At 42.0% G+C, this 17,651-nt stretch carries 8 protein-coding genes and 1 pseudogene; 7 read left to right on the forward strand and 2 right to left on the reverse strand.

Features of this window, described 5'->3' with window-relative positions:
- Positions 1–285 precede the first annotated feature (285 nt).
- From ACHEVO_RS00060 to recD, 3 genes are all read left to right on the forward strand, one after another.
- The gene (locus ACHEVO_RS00060) at positions 286–4,806 is read left to right on the forward strand and encodes an exodeoxyribonuclease V subunit gamma (protein WP_394123438.1); all 4,521 of its coding nucleotides are present in this window, start codon (positions 286–288) and stop codon (positions 4,804–4,806) included.
- Positions 4,807–4,871: 65 nt separating this feature from the next.
- Complete coding sequence (locus ACHEVO_RS00065) at positions 4,872–9,416, forward strand: UvrD-helicase domain-containing protein (RefSeq protein WP_394123439.1); 4,545 nt, start codon at positions 4,872–4,874, stop codon at positions 9,414–9,416.
- 74 nt (positions 9,417–9,490) lie between these two features.
- Positions 9,491–11,701, forward strand: coding sequence for an exodeoxyribonuclease V subunit alpha (gene recD, locus ACHEVO_RS00070; protein ID WP_394123440.1), 2,211 nt, complete (start codon positions 9,491–9,493; stop codon positions 11,699–11,701).
- A gap of 105 nt (positions 11,702–11,806) precedes the next feature.
- On the opposite strand, the gene ACHEVO_RS00075 is transcribed toward recD, so the two are convergent.
- Complete coding sequence (locus tag ACHEVO_RS00075) at positions 11,807–12,370, reverse strand: hypoxanthine-guanine phosphoribosyltransferase (RefSeq protein WP_057760160.1); 564 nt, start codon at positions 12,368–12,370, stop codon at positions 11,807–11,809.
- Positions 12,371–12,472: 102 nt separating this feature from the next.
- Complete coding sequence (locus ACHEVO_RS00080; protein ID WP_238069025.1) at positions 12,473–13,141, reverse strand: hypothetical protein; 669 nt, start codon at positions 13,139–13,141, stop codon at positions 12,473–12,475.
- 302 nt (positions 13,142–13,443) lie between these two features.
- Between ACHEVO_RS00080 and ACHEVO_RS00085 the strand changes: the two genes are divergently transcribed.
- From ACHEVO_RS00085 to ACHEVO_RS00100, 4 genes and pseudogenes are all read left to right on the forward strand, one after another.
- Positions 13,444–15,126 (forward strand): carbon starvation CstA family protein, encoded by a 1,683-nt coding sequence (locus ACHEVO_RS00085; RefSeq protein WP_191113583.1) that lies wholly within the window; start codon positions 13,444–13,446, stop codon positions 15,124–15,126.
- A 115-nt stretch (positions 15,127–15,241) separates the two neighbouring features.
- Entirely contained in the window at positions 15,242–15,553 is a 312-nt protein-coding gene (locus ACHEVO_RS00090; RefSeq protein ID WP_201568976.1) for a cory-CC-star protein, read from the forward strand.
- 73 nt (positions 15,554–15,626) lie between these two features.
- Positions 15,627–16,646, forward strand: a complete 1,020-nt coding sequence (locus tag ACHEVO_RS00095) for an ArsA family ATPase (protein ID WP_394123441.1) — start codon at positions 15,627–15,629, stop codon at positions 16,644–16,646.
- A gap of 19 nt (positions 16,647–16,665) precedes the next feature.
- Positions 16,666–17,615: pseudogene (locus ACHEVO_RS00100) on the forward strand (DUF4917 family protein).
- Positions 17,616–17,651 lie beyond the last annotated feature (36 nt).

The raw sequence follows: 17,651 nt of genomic DNA on the forward strand, positions 1-17,651 counted from the left end.
TAGTAAACGATAACCATCAATGGCACACTGATAGCAAATTTGGCAAGTCAACTTTATCAATGGATATGTAGAATTTGCTACTATGATTGTTTTTGTTTACGGCCCTCATGCTAGCAGAAATGCATCATAGTAACGACCATCAAACATGGTTTGATGAGTATCGATTTTTGTTTTGTCTGGATGTTTTATAGCGTTTTTGACATTGGATACAGACATCTCATTTATAAGTGAAGCCTTTTTTATTAATCCTAATATCTCACCTTTATTGCAATCAGATTATTGTCTATGTTCACTATTATTCAGTCGCACCGTACCGAAAACCTCGTTGATCAATTGCTTGTACAATACCAGTCCAAGGATCAGCCGGTTTTTGAACCCTTTATTGTCATTGTACCGTCAATGGTATTGGGTGATTGGTTGGATAAAACTATTGCTAGCCGTGCTGGTATTAGTACCTTGGTGCGTACTAAATTTTGGGGTCAGTATCAATGGACGCTGATGCAAGATGTATTGACCCGTCATAATGCATACTTACTGGCGCGAAACCCTGAAGCGACAACTCTAAATGTACCTGAAGTGGCGGTGTTATCACCGACAGTAATGCAGTGGCGATTGTTTGGGTATTTAACTTATTATCAGGAGTCGATTGTTGCAGATGAAAAGCATCCAGTTCATCCGTTGTTAGCGTCTTTGATTGATGACCCACAGGCCATTGCTCAACAAGACAGCTTACAACAGGATAAGGCGCAACAAGATGCTCGTATTTGGCAACTGGCAAGCGATTTGGCTAGGGTGTTTAATCGCTATTTGACTCACCGTGAGGATTGGTTGGCATTATGGTCGCAAAACAAGCCGTTAAGCGTAAGTGAGTTGATAGCAGATAAAGATGCACTGTCACTGCGCTTTGATAAATATGCGCGCGGCACGCCTGAGTGGTTGGTCGACCATTATGTTGAGTTAGAAATTGCCCAACGATTCTTGTGGTCGCATTTGTTTGCCGATGTCCATCTACACCGTGTAGCACTAGAGCGTGCGTTTTGGTCAGCTTTAAAAGGCAATAAGGCGAATGAGCGTGATCAGTTACCCAAAGTATTGCGTATATTTACCATCCAGCAACTGCCACAGACCGAGCTCGACTTTCTACAGCGCTTGTCGCAATACATGAATATCACGCTATTGCATTACAATCCATCAAAGCTGTTTTGGGCGGATATCGTTGATAAATCATGGTTACAGCGTCAGCAGATTATCAACCCTGAGAGTGTCTTTTTACGTGATTATGGTCATAGCTTGCTATCGCGTTTAGGTAAGCAGTCTCGCGATGCGTTTGCGATGCTTGCCAATTTATCAGGTAATGAGCAATACGACGATGCGCTGGTAGAGTGGCAAGATAACTTTGATAATGGTGTAGATGATGCGCTTGTTCAAGGTGTGTATGAAAGCATAGATGCTGATGATGACGCTGTCAGTACTCAAGATACGCAAGGTAACCCGAGCTTATTAAAACGTTTGCAAAATGATGTGTTGATGCTTGATGAGCAATCGACCCAGCAAGCAACGGCTGCTACAGTCTCGCAAGCAGTAAGTAAGCAACTAGAGTCAAGCTTTGATGAAGCTAAGCCAGTAACGGCTTGGTATGAAGATGAGGCGTTAGAGAATAAGCGCTTTGAAAAAGACCGTTTTTGGGCAATCTCTTCCCAAGATAATAGCCTAAGCATTCATTCGTGTCATAGTTTGCAGCGTCAGCTTGAAGTGCTGCGTATTATGATTGGTCGTTGGTTAAACGAACCTATCAAACTAGGTGAAAAGAAACGCCATATCTCTGACATTGTTGTACTGCTACCTGATGTTGAACGTCATCATGCATTGATTGGCTCTATCTTCGTCAATGGTAAAGGTCAAGACGGTTTGACCTTGCCTGCTAAAGTGACTGGTGTTGTTGACGCCGATATTCGCCAGTTATGGGAAGCGATTATCGGTTTTTACAAACTATTGGGTAGCCATAGTGCCCGTTTTGAAGCAGCTGAAGTCTTAGACTGGCTCATGTTACCGCCTTTATTTGAAAGCTTTGGACTGACTCATGAGCAAATGAGCCGTGGCTGTGATTTATTGGTAGAGGCGGGCTTTATTCGCGGCTTTGACGAGCTTCATCTTAAGCAAACTTTAGACAGCAATGATTACGACTATCGCTTTAGCTTTGCACAGGCATTAGACAGATTAACTTTAGGTCTGGTCATGCCAGAGGCTGAATTGAGCGACTGCTTATATGATCTAAATGACGATGAATGGCCAAGCACTGCGTTACCAGAAATGACCTTGCCGTTACCACAAGTGAGCCTGAATGATGCGCTGATTGTTGAAGCGCTTTGCCGCATTTATACTGGTTTGGTTGCACGACGTGATGATCATATACAAAAAATGAAAGCGGAAGATTGGCTCGACCAGATTGAGACACAAGTTATCCATCGCTACTTTGGCGACGTGGATCAAACGCGTACCATGCGCGCCATTTACAACGCGATGAATGGTTTTAAGTCAAGTCTACGAGCCAATCGTCACTATAGACAGTACGCTAGTGGTGATATCGACAACAGAGAAGTGGAGCAGAGGCTGGCAGGTGTGGAACAATTGCCGCTCAAGCTGAGCTTTATGCTAGACAGTATCGAAAACGAGCTTGAAAGTCAGCAGGTCAGTGCGGAGCCGACGGGGGTGATTACCTTTGGTCGATTCGGTGCACTAAGAAACGTGCCGTTTGAGTTGGTGGTGATGCTCAATATGGATCTCTCTGAGTTTCCTGGGCGTGACCGAGATAACCGCTATGATTTGATGAAAGCGACCAATGCACGCCGCGGTGACAGAGTCAGCGAAGATGATGACAACGGTGCATTTTTAGATGCACTACTATGTGCGCGTAGTGCATGCTGGATGTTCTACAACGGCCAAAGCTTGACGGACACGCATGAGCATCTGCCAGCCAACCCAGTGAGCGAGCTATTGCAGTTCTTGCAAGGTGAGGTGCAGTGGCAGGTGAACTCGCTTGAAACGTTGCCTGAGAATATTGATCCCACTACCGAGAGTCTTAAGCGCTATTTGCCTAAATTGATTAAGCAGTGGTTGGTAACTGAGCATCCTGCACTGCCTTTTCATGAGAGTCTGTTTGAAACGGCAATCGAAGGCAATGATATTTTTGAGCAAGCGTCTCCTGATATTGATGGCAATGCTAATGCCAACGTTAATGCCAACATTACTATCAATGCTCAGGATTCCAGCCCTGTCGATATGATTGATGAGCTGGATACTTTATTAAATACAGCCATGCGCAAAACCAAACTGGCTCAGAAAAAGCAATTTCCGCCTGCGCCGCTTTGGCAAGCGGTGTTTGACACATTAAAAGGCCGAATATCTAGTGAGCATAAAGAGTTGGTAGGCTTACCCACGAAGGCGCAGTATGAGTCAATCGCTCAGGTGTTGGGTCAAGGCTTAGGTCAGCTAGGTCAAGTAGACAATCAAACCTTGTCTGCATTGGTTGAACTGTTGGCGCTAGATACGGTTGTCGATACTAGCAATGTCAATAACATGACAGAGGTGCTCATCCAAGTGTTATCTGATAGCGTATTTAACATCGGAGAGATTGATATTGAAGGGGCATTGGCTTACCAAGTGCGCCATCCTGCCAAAGCATTCTTACGGTCTCAAAAGGTACATGTGGTACAAGGTGAAGAAGCGCTGTCGCAGCAAGAGCCGCTATTCTTAAACAGTTTAACCACCTATGAAATCAAAGATCATTTGATTAAACAGTTGGTTACTGATGAGACTAGGGCTAACGACGTTAATACAGTGGCTGAGACCACCACTCCAATCCTAATGTATCAAAAAATTATGCCCGCTGGTGTCGCTCGCCAAACCACGTTACCCAATCAACAAAAGAAACTGCAACAGCAATGTCTAGAGTTCAAAGAGCAGTTAATTTCTAATGGCTTTGATGAGAGCAGCATGCTTAATGAAGGTGGAGAAGATGGCGCTACAGTCTTACACCTATTGACGCCGACTGCTGAGCATCCTGTTCAGATAGAGCTAAAAAATATACTGAGTAGCACTGACAACGAGTCAAGTAATCAGACGTATATAGAGGGTATAGAAACACTGTTTAAGCTGCTACCGAAAGTTATTAAGATAAAGGGCTCAGTACCAATATCAGCACCCATATCAGTTATTCAGGCAGGCGTGCCTTATGCTCAGCAATCGCCTAAGCAATGGTTAAATATACTGCCCAATTCTGCTAGCCCTAGACATTTGCTCAAGTTTTGGTTATCACATTTGTATTGGCAAGTGGCCAGACGTACCACTGCCGAGCAAGTGGCATTAAATGATGGCGTAAGTATTTGGCGCTTTAATAAGCCCAGCTCGCAAGTCAAAAAGTATGACAAAGTGATCGCATTTAAATTAAGCCCGATCGTGTATGAAGACGCAATAATTGAGCTGATAAAATGGGCTGTTTTTGGTAAGTTAACGGGTCAAGTGCCCATTACATTATTACCAGAATATGCACTTAATTACCTTGATAAGTATCTAAAGCCTGAAGAAGGTGACGGTGATAGCTATTGGCCAAAACGTGCCGACTTCTCAGACTGGTTAAGACCCAACTACAACTCAGACACGGTATATGATACTTGTTCGCAGCATGCCATTTGGCAATATGTACTGCGTGACCAAGATGCACTTAAGGCTTTGTCAGCAGCGTTGACTACATTAGCCCAGCCACTGTATGAGCCGATGTTTAATGCGTTAACTAACTTAGATGGCTAATCAATTAGAATAATTTCTTTTTGTTCTCTTGCTCTAATAAATAATAATTAAAAGTATGCGCCTATATGACAGACTTTACCGACCCAACCAGTACCATTGACTCGTCTACACAACCGAATTTATTTGATGAATATTCAGATGAGCTGACTTTATCTGCTGTGCCTGAACGTAAAGCCGATGTCATACCGGCAGTTGATGTTGATCTAACGGGTAAACACCTGATTGAAGCCTCAGCGGGCACGGGCAAAACTTGGACGTTGACCGGTATTGTACTGCGCCTACTGATCGAAGCGCGACGTGCGCCAGAGCAAATCATTGCCACGACTTTTACACGAGCGGCCGCTGCCGAAATGCGTCAGCGTATCCACGATCGTTTGGTAGATTTTTATCAGTTATTACAATGGGTCAATAGCCTAAGTGCTGATACTAGCAATAAAGAAAGTCTCTATTCCAACATACTACAAGTCATGCCTGAGAGTAATAAAGACGCACAAGTAGGCAGTAATCCAGATGTAGATGCAAACGTTGAGACAGGCATTGACGATTTAAATCAAGACCTTGCTGCTGATAAGCAAGCGGCGGCTGAGCAACGTAAACAAGCAAAAAAAGATCGTGAGGACTGGCTGGTGAATCAGGCCAAATATGTGCGTTTAGACGGCATTATGCAAGATCCTATTAACTTGCATCTCATCGGTTATTTGCTGGATCACGTGTACAGTTACCCCATGGCGGAAGCTATCAGGCGTACGGCACTGGTACTCACCACGTTGGATAAGCTATTTGTAGGCACGCTTGATAGCTTGGCGCAAAAATGGCTGACGGAGTACAGCAGCGAAACTGGTCACCAGCAGGGCATGGGGATTATTGAAGACAGCAGTATTGAACAGGTGACTGACAGTATTATCCATGATGAGCTGCGTCAGTTTCAAAGCCGTTTGTATTATGAGCAGCCTAAACTTTACGCGCTAATGGATCAGCAAGGTAAGCTGTCTGCAGTAGGCGATCATAAGAAATATGTGACTCGCTCGCTTAATTTTATCTCTGCGCCGATTGATGAGATAAGGATTGAGAAAGGTTTTGATTTTGATGCATACGAAAAGCTAATCAATGAGTTTTCTCAGTTAGATTTAGCTGATATCCAGCCTTATTTAAATCCTGATTATAGAAAGTCTCAAGGCTTCAATGGACGTTCTAACTTATTTAAACAGTTTGATGCCATTATCGAGGTGCATCAAAAGATATCAGAGTATCAGCTAGCATTTAATAGCTATTTGAATGAGAGCGAGAATAAGATTCTGACATCATTGCAAGATGCCAGATATCCAGATGAAAATGGCAAAATTAAGAACTTTAATAAGAATAAAGAAAAAGAGCATCAGACACTTTTTGAGCTAGAGACCATTAGCAAGTTAATGGCTATCTTAGACATGCTTGACAGTTTAAATCAGCATATTTTGTTGGTATTGGCCAATCTTAACCGTCATATTGTGCTAGCTGTGCGTAATAGACTACCAGTAATTTTAGAAGAGCGCGGCGAGACGACCTTTAGTTTGCAGATGGTACGCTTAAACCAAGCATTAACTGGTCGCCAAGGAGATAAGCTGGCGCGTTATATTCGTCATCACTATCCTGTGGCATTGATTGACGAGTCGCAAGATATCAATGGCGAGCAAGCCATTATGATTGAAAGTATTTATTTGCCAAAGAATAAGCGTAAACAGTCGGACAGTGACAAGCAATCAACCACTAACAAAACCAATCATGAGTTTCTGCTATTGGTTGGCGATCCCAAACAGGCTATTTATGGGTTTCGTGGTGGCGATGTGGCCAACTATAATTATATGAAAGCCCAGTTTGACAAGAGTACGCTTTGGACACTTGATATCAATCGCCGTTCTAATGCGGGTGTGATTAACGCATTGAACTGCTGGTTTGGTATGGCTGATGCAACAACTGCTGAGAATAGGCTGTCGCAGTTGGGTACTGGTATTCACTACCAACATATCAAAGCAGCAAAACCGGAATATGAGCTGTCTTGGTTTAATGCGTCAGATAGTCTGGATGATGTACTGGTGACAGAGGTGCTTTCTGCTCAGCCAGTGAGCTTATTGCACATGCCTTATGACAAGGACAAAGAGTTTGATTATGATGAACATGAAATCACAGCTCGCCATATAGCCACTTTGCTTAATAGTGGTCAGACACTTAAAGGTAAACCGATTCAGCCCAGTGATATTGGGGTGCTGGCACGTGCTAAAAAAGATCTGAAACGCGTTGAAGATGAGCTGGTAAAACTTAATGTGCCGACCTTGACCACCAGTGACGTCAGTATCTTTGATACTATTATGGCAGAAGATGTGGCGGCATTGCTAAGTGCCATGTTATACCCGTATCGTCATGATATGATTAATCGGGTGTTGACCAGTCACCTATATGGACTGAGTATCAAAAATATCAAAGCCATGATGACGGACCATGAGTCAGGCATTACCGAAGGTAGCAGTACGCCAAGCGCCCATTCACAAAACTCTAATTCGAAAGACCTCCTAGCCAATGAAGCTACTGATAATAAAAAGAGCTATCAAGACTTTATTACTTATTTAAAAGAAGGGGCACAGCGTTGGCAGCACTTTGGCATATTATCAGCGCTACATTATTTATTAGATAAAAGCCCTGTACAGCCGCAAGGCGTTTGGCAAGCACTAGCTGCTCATCCAGAAGGTGACCGTCATATCATGGATCTGCGTCATGTAATGGACATCTTGGCGCAGTATGGTCTAGGCATGGGTGAGTATGAGCTACTGGCCTGGTTCAGGCAGCAGATAGATACAGCACCTAATAGTGATTGGGCTAAGCAATATCCGCTACCGACAGAGTCTGGCGTGCAACTGATGACCATTCATAAGTCAAAAGGGCTTGAATTCCCTATTGTCTATGTATTGGGAATGGGTGATGCCAGTAGGAAGTCTGGCAATAAAGAAGACTATGGGCTGTATCTATATAACGCACAACAAGCGCCTTCAGCGCTAGTGCGGCAGTCGATAGAAGTACAGCAGTCGACAGATAATCAATCGGGTAATCAGCGCCGCTTCTCACCATTGCAAGGCTCTGCCACGGATGAGGGTTACTATACGGATATCGAGACACAAGAAGGTTTTGATGAGATAAGACGGCTTGGTTATGTGGCGTTTACTCGGGCCAGTGAGCAGCTTTATGTGGTGCTGCGAGATCCGAGTAACAAGACAGGGTTTGAGCTAAAGCCAGTGTTTTATTGGTTTGAATCGCCAGAAGCAAAGTTCGAGCTACCAGATAGACTCAAAGGCATTGTAGGTATGCTTAGAGGTCATAAAGTTAATGAGTTTTATGACAATAATTACGCAAACAACAATGCTAACTCAGCAGGCGTAAATGACAGTGCTCAGCTAGCCTCAACCAAAACCAAATCAAGTGCTCATAAGTCTACAACAGAGGCTATTGAGTACGCACCTTTCGCAGAGGTGATGAAAACCAATTATTTCTATGGTTGGGCTAAGACCAGCTTTACCGCTTTGGCGCGTCAGCTAGATGAATCTACACAAGCAATGGCGATAGTGGATGAGCGTATTGATGATGCGATAGACATTGATATGACAGAGTCTTCTGTTTCAGACCTCTCTTTACTTAATAACGACGAGTCTCTCGAACAAGACAGTGAACTAAGCCTCAAGGTAGAAGATGATATCCGCTTTACCTTTGTAAAGGGTGCCAATGCTGGTACATTTTTGCATGAGATATTTGAACAAATTGATTTCACTAATAAAGCCCAGTGGCCTCAGGTTATTGATAGAGCGATTAGTAGCTATCAATTGCCGCTGATATATAGCAGTGCGGAACAGCAGAGCCGCAGATCACAAGGTAAGAAACAAAGAAATAGCGATGGGTTTGATCTTGAGTCAATAGATACAACGAAGCACGAGGCATTAGTTAATTGGATTGAAGAAGTCTTGCATGCGCCACTGCTGGCTTCCAATCAACCCTTGATTGCTCTTAATAAAGGTAAGCGATTTGCTGAGTTAGAGTTCAATATGGGGCTGTCAGAGAATTTTAAAGCACAGGATATTAGTAAGCTTTTTCAACGGTATTTACCTGACGAGACAGATAAACACGTTACTCTAGTGCCACAAAATAAAGCACATCTATATCGTTATTTGCGTGGTGAGATTGACTTGGTGTATGAGCATGCTGGCAAGTATTATGTGGTCGATTATAAGAGTAACTTTCTAGGAAATAGCCTAAGCGATTACAATGAAGATACGCTCAAGAAAGCAATGTCCAAGGCAGGGTACTGGCTACAAGCAGCAATCTATCAAGTAGCATTACATCGATTCCTTGCCATGAGAATCAGTGATTATATAGGTAACGAAGATAAATACTTAGGTGCTGTAGAGTACGTGTTTTTACGCGGTGTGTATGACCCGAATGCTCAGGCAGCTACTATGCCTACATCGCAAGATGTGGTTCAGTCTAATCACGATAACTTGAGCAATAAAAGTTGTTATGGACTGGTTACTTGGGATATTCCCATTGCATTCATTAAAGGTCTAGATGCCTTGTTTGGCCTGCCGGATTAATAAACCTTATATAGCAATTAGATAGATAAAAATTGTTATAGCAGTTAATCAGATTAATAAGAGATAAATATACGATGAGTAATAATAACAATAAGAGCAAGTCAGCCATTAGCTTACAAGAGAGCTGGGCCAGTAACATCAGCGATTATATTCTGCTGCGCCGTCAGCAAACGCAGGTAGCGTATGACGCAACAGATGCAAAGACAAACGATGAAAACAGAAGAATCGGTAAGTCAGAAGATAGCGATTTATTTACGGCTCTATTCGTTATTTTAGCGGCTCATTTGGAAGAAGGGCATACTGTATTAACTGTCGATACAGCCGATCATGAAGCTCCCATGCAAGGTCAAATTAATGGGGAAGTAGTCACGTTATATGCATGGCAGCAGCAATTATTGGGGGTACTGGCAACACCAATTTTTGCGCTGATTGATACTCAGATAAAAACGCAAATAGACACGCAATCAAACGATGATACTACAACGGAGACATCGCTATTTGTATTACTAGATACTTTGTTTGGTCAGCGAGATTACCTGTGGTCGCAGCTAGCACTGAGTAATCATGAAAAAGAGACGTTGATCAAACGTTTTGATGCGATAACCAGGTTATACCATCGCTTGAAAAATAGCGACTTAAATACTTTCGTTCATTCAATCCATGAGCATGCTTTATTTGCTAATGTTAATGCGAACACTAATTGTAATAACTATCAAAATAGCCTAAGCAAAGATAATCAACCAATTATTTATAACATAACCAAGAATAAAGAGACCCGAGGTTCGAAAATCACATTTTGGCTACACCGCACATGGCAAGCAGAATTTAACTTAGCACAGCATATCAATCATATTTTGAATCAGCAGATAGTGCCTTTAGACATTACCATGCCTGAGAACTTAAATAACCAACAAATAGCCGCTATCAATGTGGCGAACAATAATGCATTTAGTATCATTACTGGTGGCCCAGGGACAGGTAAAACCTACACCGTTGCTCAGTTAGTTATCGCGTTACAACAGGCGACAGAGAGTAGGGGAGATGAGTCTAAACATATTAGATTTAGTACAGACAGTGCTAGTCTAGCATTAGCAGCGCCAACAGGTAAGGCAGCCCAACGTATGCAAGAGTCTCTGCAGGCGGCTTTAGACGACGCAAATGTAGAGCTGCAGTTGCAAGAGGCGAAAACCATCCATCGTCTACTAGGTATCGGTCGAACGGGTAGACCGCGCTACGATGTCAACAACCCACTGGGTGAAGATATTATCATCGTTGATGAAGCATCTATGCTCGGAGTTGAGTTGGCCAATTATCTTGTAAGCGCGGTAAAGCCAGGTGCTAGGCTGATATTATTAGGCGATGCTAATCAGTTAGCAGCCGTCGATGCAGGAGCAGTATTGGCTGATCTCTGTCGCATTCCGCTATTGCAACCTATACATGCAGAGCTAACAGAGAGCCGCCGATTTAGCGCCGAGTCAGGTATCGGTAAACTGGCCACTCAAATCAATAAAGCAGAGACAGATCTTCAAGCTATTTGGCAATTATTAAGGCAAGACGCTGCTTTGAGTTTCCAATATGTTAATACGTTACAAGCAGAGTCCCTATCAAATAACAAGATAGAAAATAGCCTAAGCAAAGAAAAAATTATTTCAAGAATATCCGGTAATTACCAATCATACGTAAGTAGGGTTAAGAATTTACTAAAAGATCCGATAGAAAAATCCGTGCCAGAATCAGTTAAAAATACTACCACTTCGTTAATGGAAGTATTTAATCAATTTAGAATCCTCACTGCTGGCCACAATGGTGAATGGGGCGATCACTACATCAATAACTACCTTACTCAATGGCATCTTGCTGAGTTAAGGTTACCATTGGGTCAAAATACATGGTTCCATGGACGTCCTGTTATGGTGCTACAAAATAACTATGAGCTTGGGCTATTTAATGGGGATATTGGTTTCTGCTTACAAACATCAGATGAAAGGAGTCAGTTAGAGGTATTCTTTGAAAATAAGACACAAGGGATAGCTGTTAATTTGCTAAATGAAGAGGTGATAGCCACGGCATATGCAATGACCATTCACAAGTCACAAGGATCTGAATTTAATCATGTTGCTATTACTTTTGATAATAGTCATGCACGGTTACTGAGCAAAGAGCTTATCTATACGGCAGTGACTCGTGCTAAGAAGCAGGTAACGATATATAGTACCAAGCACGCCTTAGAAAAAGCAGTTCAAACACCAACTGAGCGGCATACTGGTTTGGCATTACAGTTTTAACGATTCATTCAAGTTGTTGTCGGCGCAATAAGTCAGCGCAATAAAAAAGCATCCAATTTGGATGCTTTTTTATGACTTAACTATTTCAATCAATTAAGTCTAGAATTAAACTTTGTCTTCTTTGATTGCATAGATACCTGGTAGGTGACGCAAGTAACCATGGAAATCCATACCACAACCGTAAACATAGCGATCTGCAACATCAATACCCACAAAATCTACGTCAAAATCTGCAACTTTGCGATCATGTTGCTTATTAAGCAAGACACAAGACTCAAGCGATAGAGGCTTTTCTTTGCTTAATTCTTCAACAACTGCTTTTAGGGTAATACCTTCGTCAAAGATGTCGTCAATTAACAATACGTGCTCACCTTCGATACTAACATCAGGCTTGAATTTCCAATCAAGCTCATTAGTACCTTCGTTATCACGATAACGGGTCGCATGGATATAATGCATACGATGGTAGAACGTAAGGTGTGTCAGTAGTTGACCAGCTGGAATCAATCCGCCGTTCATCACGACCATAACAATTGGGTTTAGACCAGCATAATGTAGATTGAGCTGAGCGGCCAAACGCTCATAAGCAGCAGCTACTTCGATACTGCTGATAAGGCACTCTGAGTTGCGTAAGGTTTTTTCAATTTCTTGGTTACTGATTTGGGTCATCGGGTGCGCCTTTGGTAAAAAGTGCCGCTTATTTTAGCAAATTTTAGTGAATTTGCCCAACGTCATATGACTTTTGGGACAAAATTAATCCAACTTTTGGGGTTATTCTGGCTTTTCTATAATAAATGGGCGGTAATAATTGGCCAATCTATTCAATGAGTCATTTGGTAGGTCAGGTAATAGCTTATTAAGTGCCATACTCATGCCTTTATCAATTGCCGATTTGGCAACTGGAACTGACTTACGCTTGATCATGCCTAGCTTTAATGTCTCGGCATAACGACTGATGAAGTGGGTCAATGTTTCTTCGTTCATGGTTTCAAGTGCGGTTTTAAATTTGGCTCTATCTACATGTTCAGGCGTGATAGCAGCAAAACCTTCAGTGATGGTATTGGCATCTTTTTCTGATAGTTTAAAGCCGACACGTTTAACACCTTCATTATCAATAAAGGTTGCGTGATCTCTTAGAAAATGAAAACTTGGTAACACGTCTTTGTTGTTTTCTTTACCCAGTAAGATATTGAGCAAAGTATCTGTCGCGCGTTCAATCGTTCCAACAATTTTGCGCATAGAGGCTTGGCGCTCAGGGTTAGGAATAATATCTACCAAACCAACCAATAAATTATCAGTAAGATCGCGCGCTGTCTGATGCGTAAGAGCATCGCGATAAGGGTAGTACTCTACATTCTCATTTGAAGCAACGACTTGTTCGGCCTCACTGATTAAAGCTTTTAGTTTATCTGAGGGTACGAATCCAAAATAATGTGCCATTGCACTTCCTTTATTTGTTGTTTTTTATGTCTTACTTGCGTTATATTTATCACCAAATCGGTTATTATTCAAACAAAGTTTTAGTCTCAGGCTCATCAAACCAAATGCTGATTAGTGACATGCCCTAGTTATAAGATAAATGACTTTGTTGATTGGTAATAATTTTGCAAATCGCTAGAATTTACCTAAACGATAGATGAGCTGAGTCACTCATCGCACACTAATTTAGCATATTTTTCATATTTTAATTCAAAAAGCTTGAACTTATAAGGCTATTGACTACTTGTCTAGGGAGAGATGAGATGAATAGTGCTATCGTACTACTATTCGCCGTTGCCGCTATGCTCTGCGGCTACGTGTTTTATTCAAAATTTATCGCCACCAAAATTTTAGCATTGGACAACAGCCGTCCTACACCCGCACATACGATGAAAGATGGGATTGATTATGTTCCCACCAATAAGTATGTATTGTGGGGGCATCACTTTACGTCAGTAGCAGGGGCTGCACCAATTATCGGTCCTGCCATTGCGGTTATTTGGGGCTGGGTGCCTGCCATTATTTGGGTAGTGGTAGGTACTATCTTTATGGCTGGCGTACATGATATGTCTGCTATTTGGGCAAGTATGCGTAATAGAGGTCAGTCGATTGGCTCTATCGCTGGTACTGTCATGGGCACACGTGTCCGCAGCTTGATGATGGTTGTCATTTTCTTATTACTACTGATGGTTAATGCTGTATTTGGCGTAGCTATTGCCAATATGATGATCAAGACGCCATCTGCGGTATTGCCAGTGTGGGGTGCCTTAGTGGTTGCCTTTATCATCGGGCAGTGTATCTATCGCTACAATATGAATCTGGTCTGGGTTTCCATTATCGGGGTAACGGCCCTGTACGGGCTTATTTATCTTGGCCCTATGTTCCCGATTGTGTTACCTGAGACCGTTATGGGTTTGCCTGATAACGCAGTATGGATCTTGATTCTGTTCGCCTATGCGGCGATTGCATCGTTGTTGCCTGTATGGATGCTACTTCAACCTCGCGATTATATTAATGGCTTACAATTATTTGTCGGTTTGATTCTACTATATGCTGCTATTTTCATTGGCACGCCTAATATTGTCGCGCCAGCGGTTAACACTGCATTACCAGCCGATACACCGTCACTTCTGCCATTATTGTTTGTGACAATTGCTTGTGGTGCCATATCAGGTTTCCATGGTTTGGTCGCAACAGGGACCACTTCTAAGCAGATTGATAAAGAAGAAGACGTTCGTTTCGTTGGTTACTTCGGTGCATTGGGCGAGGGTATGCTAGCACTTGGGGCAATCCTTGCAGCAACCGCAGGTTTTGCGACTCTTGGTGATTGGCAAGCGGTCTATCAAAAGTTTGGTGATGGCTCTATCGGTGCGTTCATCGATGGCGGTGCGACCATATTGAATGCCGGCGTTGGTATCGATATGGTGCTATCACAGACGATGCTTACGGTAATGGCCGCATTGTTTGCTGGTACGACGATGGATACTGGCGTACGTTTACAACGTTATATTTTCCAAGAATTTGGTGAATTTTATAATTTACCCGTACTGAATAAGAGTGTCGTTGCAACGTTACTTGCTGTCGGAAGCTGTTTGTTATTAGCGTTCGGTGCTGGTGGTATCGATGGCGCGGGTGGTATGATTATTTGGCCGCTATTTGGTACAACCAACCAGTTAATGGCTGCCTTAACCTTGATGATCGTTACCATTATCTTGTTACGTAAGGGCAAGCCAGTTTGGTACACCTTAGCACCATTGTCGTTCTTGTTGGTTATGACTGTCTTTGCACTATTGATTCAGCTCAAAACCTTCTTTACTGATGGTAATTGGCTACTTATTATTATGGATATTATTATCTTAATCGCGACCATTTTGGTGACGTTTGAGAGTTTGTCTGTACTACGCAAAGAGTGGTCACTACATAAAGGTAAAAACGGCGAGGTTTAAACGTTAAACCATATTGAGTGTCTGTTTAATAAAAAACGCTAGCAGCAATTGTTGGCGTTTTTTGTATCATATAGGCATGATAGGTCATAAGAATTAAGTAAAATACGAGCACATTATGGAAAATAAAAACACATCGAATGATATAGAAAATGTTCAACCACTAGAGAACACTCAACCATGGTGGCAACGGTTTAAGAGTGGATTAAATGAGTTTTATCATGCGCCTTATCGTCAGACGATGGCACGCGCCGCACGTGATGAAGAAGATTTTTTTATGTTGCTCATGTTTGCTGAGAGTTTGGGGATTGATAATCCCGCCAGCTTTTATACATTAGAGCTACAGCCATTATTTTTAGAAAACTTTCATGAGTGGCATACACGTATGGGAATGGATAGATGTCCATTTGACCACGTTGGGTGCTGCTAACCGTAGTGGATTGACTATATAAAAAAGTAGCTAAGCATTTATTAGATAATGAGACAAAATACGAGATAACAATATGGCATTACACCCTTTACATGGATTGGTAGAGCAGTTGGAGACACAGCCGATTATATTTATCGGTGGCAAAGGCGGTGTAGGGAAGACCACAACTGCTGCAGCCCTAGCCAGCTACTATGCAAGCCAGCAGCAAAAAACCTTAATTGTCTCAACCGATCCGGCACATAGTTTGGGCGATGTATTGAATGTACGACTCAATAATGAGAAAACGGTGATATCACCTTATCTAGATGCGATTGAGTTAAATCCTGACGTGATTGTCGATGAACATTTTGCTCAAGTTGAACGTACAATTAAAGCTTATGCCAACCCAGATATGATGCCAAAAATTCGTGAGCATCTGAGGCTATCTAAGTCGGCACCTGGCGCCCAAGAAGCCGCGATGCTCGAATCTATGTGTCACCATTTAGTCGAAGCGGCAGATGCTGGGTATGAGCACATCATCTTTGATACCGCACCGACAGGTCATACTTTGCGATTATTGGTATTACCAGAAATGATGGGAGCATGGACGGATGGGCTGCTTGCACAGCAGCGACGACAGGCCAAATTACGTTCGGTGGCGACACACTTGGACAGTCACAATCAAAAAAATGATAAAAACGATGTGGCCAATCCGTTTGCAGCCAAAAAATCAGATCGCTGGGAACAAGCTGTATCCGTATTAGAAAGACGTAAGCAATTGTTCCGCCAAGCAGGGTTGCTACTACATGACCGTACACAAACAGCGATTGTATTGGTGATGACCGCTGATGTTTTACCATTGGCTGAGACCAAGCGCGCTATCGAGCAATTAGAAGACAGTAAACTCATGCCAGCAGCAATCGTCATCAATCAATTGATATCAACTAACCAGTCGGATGAGTTTTGGCGACGCCGTGCTGAGCGTCAGCAGCATCTGCTGCAGGATATCGAACAAAGCTTTACCAAGTACCCGCTGTATCCAATCTATCTGCAACAGACAGATGTACGTGGTACAGAGTCATTGAGTGCTTTACTGAAACCAGTACTTAAATAATAAAGATGAAGGTTTCAAAATGATTATTAAGGTTCATGATTGGCAGGATATTTCTAAGGAATTTTCCGATAGTATTTTACTTGGAAATGGGGCTTCCATAAGCATTGATAAAAGTTTTATATATGATTCATTAAGGAGATATGCTACTGACAACAGCTTACTAAGCGACAGCATTACAGCCTTATTTGATTTCTTCAAGACAAGTGATTTTGAGTTAATACTACGTTTGGTTTGGCATGCAATTAAAGTAAATGAAGCTTTAGGAGTAATAGACAGTAAAACTAAAAATGCATATCAACATGTACGTGATTGCCTAATCAACACTGTTCAATGCATTCATCCTGAACATAGTAAGGTTAAGGATCAGTTTCTAGCCATTACTGACTTTCTCAGTTCGTTCAAAACAGTTCTTTCTCTCAACTATGATTTAACTTTATATTGGGTCATGATGTATGCAAAAGGTCTTGATAATAATCATATGTTTAAAGATTGCATGATTAATGGTGAATTCAAATCAGATTGGCAAGAGTTGCGAAAATCGGTAAACCATCGATTTAAAAACACTTCGTTAGTATTTTATCCGCACGGAAGTCTTGTTTTAGCTCGTAATATCACCGAACAAGAGGTGAAACTAGTATCCCATAAAGATAATGATTTATTAGAATCTATTTTAAAGCTATTAAAAATAGCCATTACCTGAGTATTGTCTATAGAGAGGTTATTCCTTCACTTGGTGATAACCTAACGATATTTGGTTGGGGATTTGGAGAAGAGGATACTCATATTTTGAAGAAATTAAAAGATTCAGGTGTTAAAAGAATAGCCGTATCTGTGTATCAAAATGATCAACTCTACTGTCGTAGAGTTTCTGAAATGATTCATACTCATATTAGAAATAATATTGAAGTTATTTTTTTTGATAGCGAAAGTAATGACTGTTGGAACAAAAAAAACAGCTATGACACTTAAAAAAGTCTTCGAAAACAGATTATGACTTTTCTTAAA

It is taken from the genome of Psychrobacter nivimaris (assembly GCF_043419765.1).
Taxonomy (GTDB): domain Bacteria; phylum Pseudomonadota; class Gammaproteobacteria; order Pseudomonadales; family Moraxellaceae; genus Psychrobacter.

Bases quoted from the DNA above. Each gene is read 5' to 3' on its own strand.
- ACHEVO_RS00060 (WP_394123438.1), top strand. From the start codon at position 286: ATGTTCACTATTATTCAGTCGCACCGTACCGAAAACCTCGTTGATCAA.
- ACHEVO_RS00065 (WP_394123439.1), top strand. From the start codon at position 4,872: ATGACAGACTTTACCGACCCAACCAGTACCATTGACTCGTCTACACAA.
- recD (WP_394123440.1), top strand. From the start codon at position 9,491: ATGAGTAATAATAACAATAAGAGCAAGTCAGCCATTAGCTTACAAGAG.
- ACHEVO_RS00075 (WP_057760160.1), bottom strand. From the start codon at position 12,370: ATGACCCAAATCAGTAACCAAGAAATTGAAAAAACCTTACGCAACTCA.
- ACHEVO_RS00080 (WP_238069025.1), bottom strand. From the start codon at position 13,141: ATGGCACATTATTTTGGATTCGTACCCTCAGATAAACTAAAAGCTTTA.
- ACHEVO_RS00085 (WP_191113583.1), top strand. From the start codon at position 13,444: ATGAATAGTGCTATCGTACTACTATTCGCCGTTGCCGCTATGCTCTGC.
- ACHEVO_RS00090 (WP_201568976.1), top strand. From the start codon at position 15,242: ATGGAAAATAAAAACACATCGAATGATATAGAAAATGTTCAACCACTA.
- ACHEVO_RS00095 (WP_394123441.1), top strand. From the start codon at position 15,627: ATGGCATTACACCCTTTACATGGATTGGTAGAGCAGTTGGAGACACAG.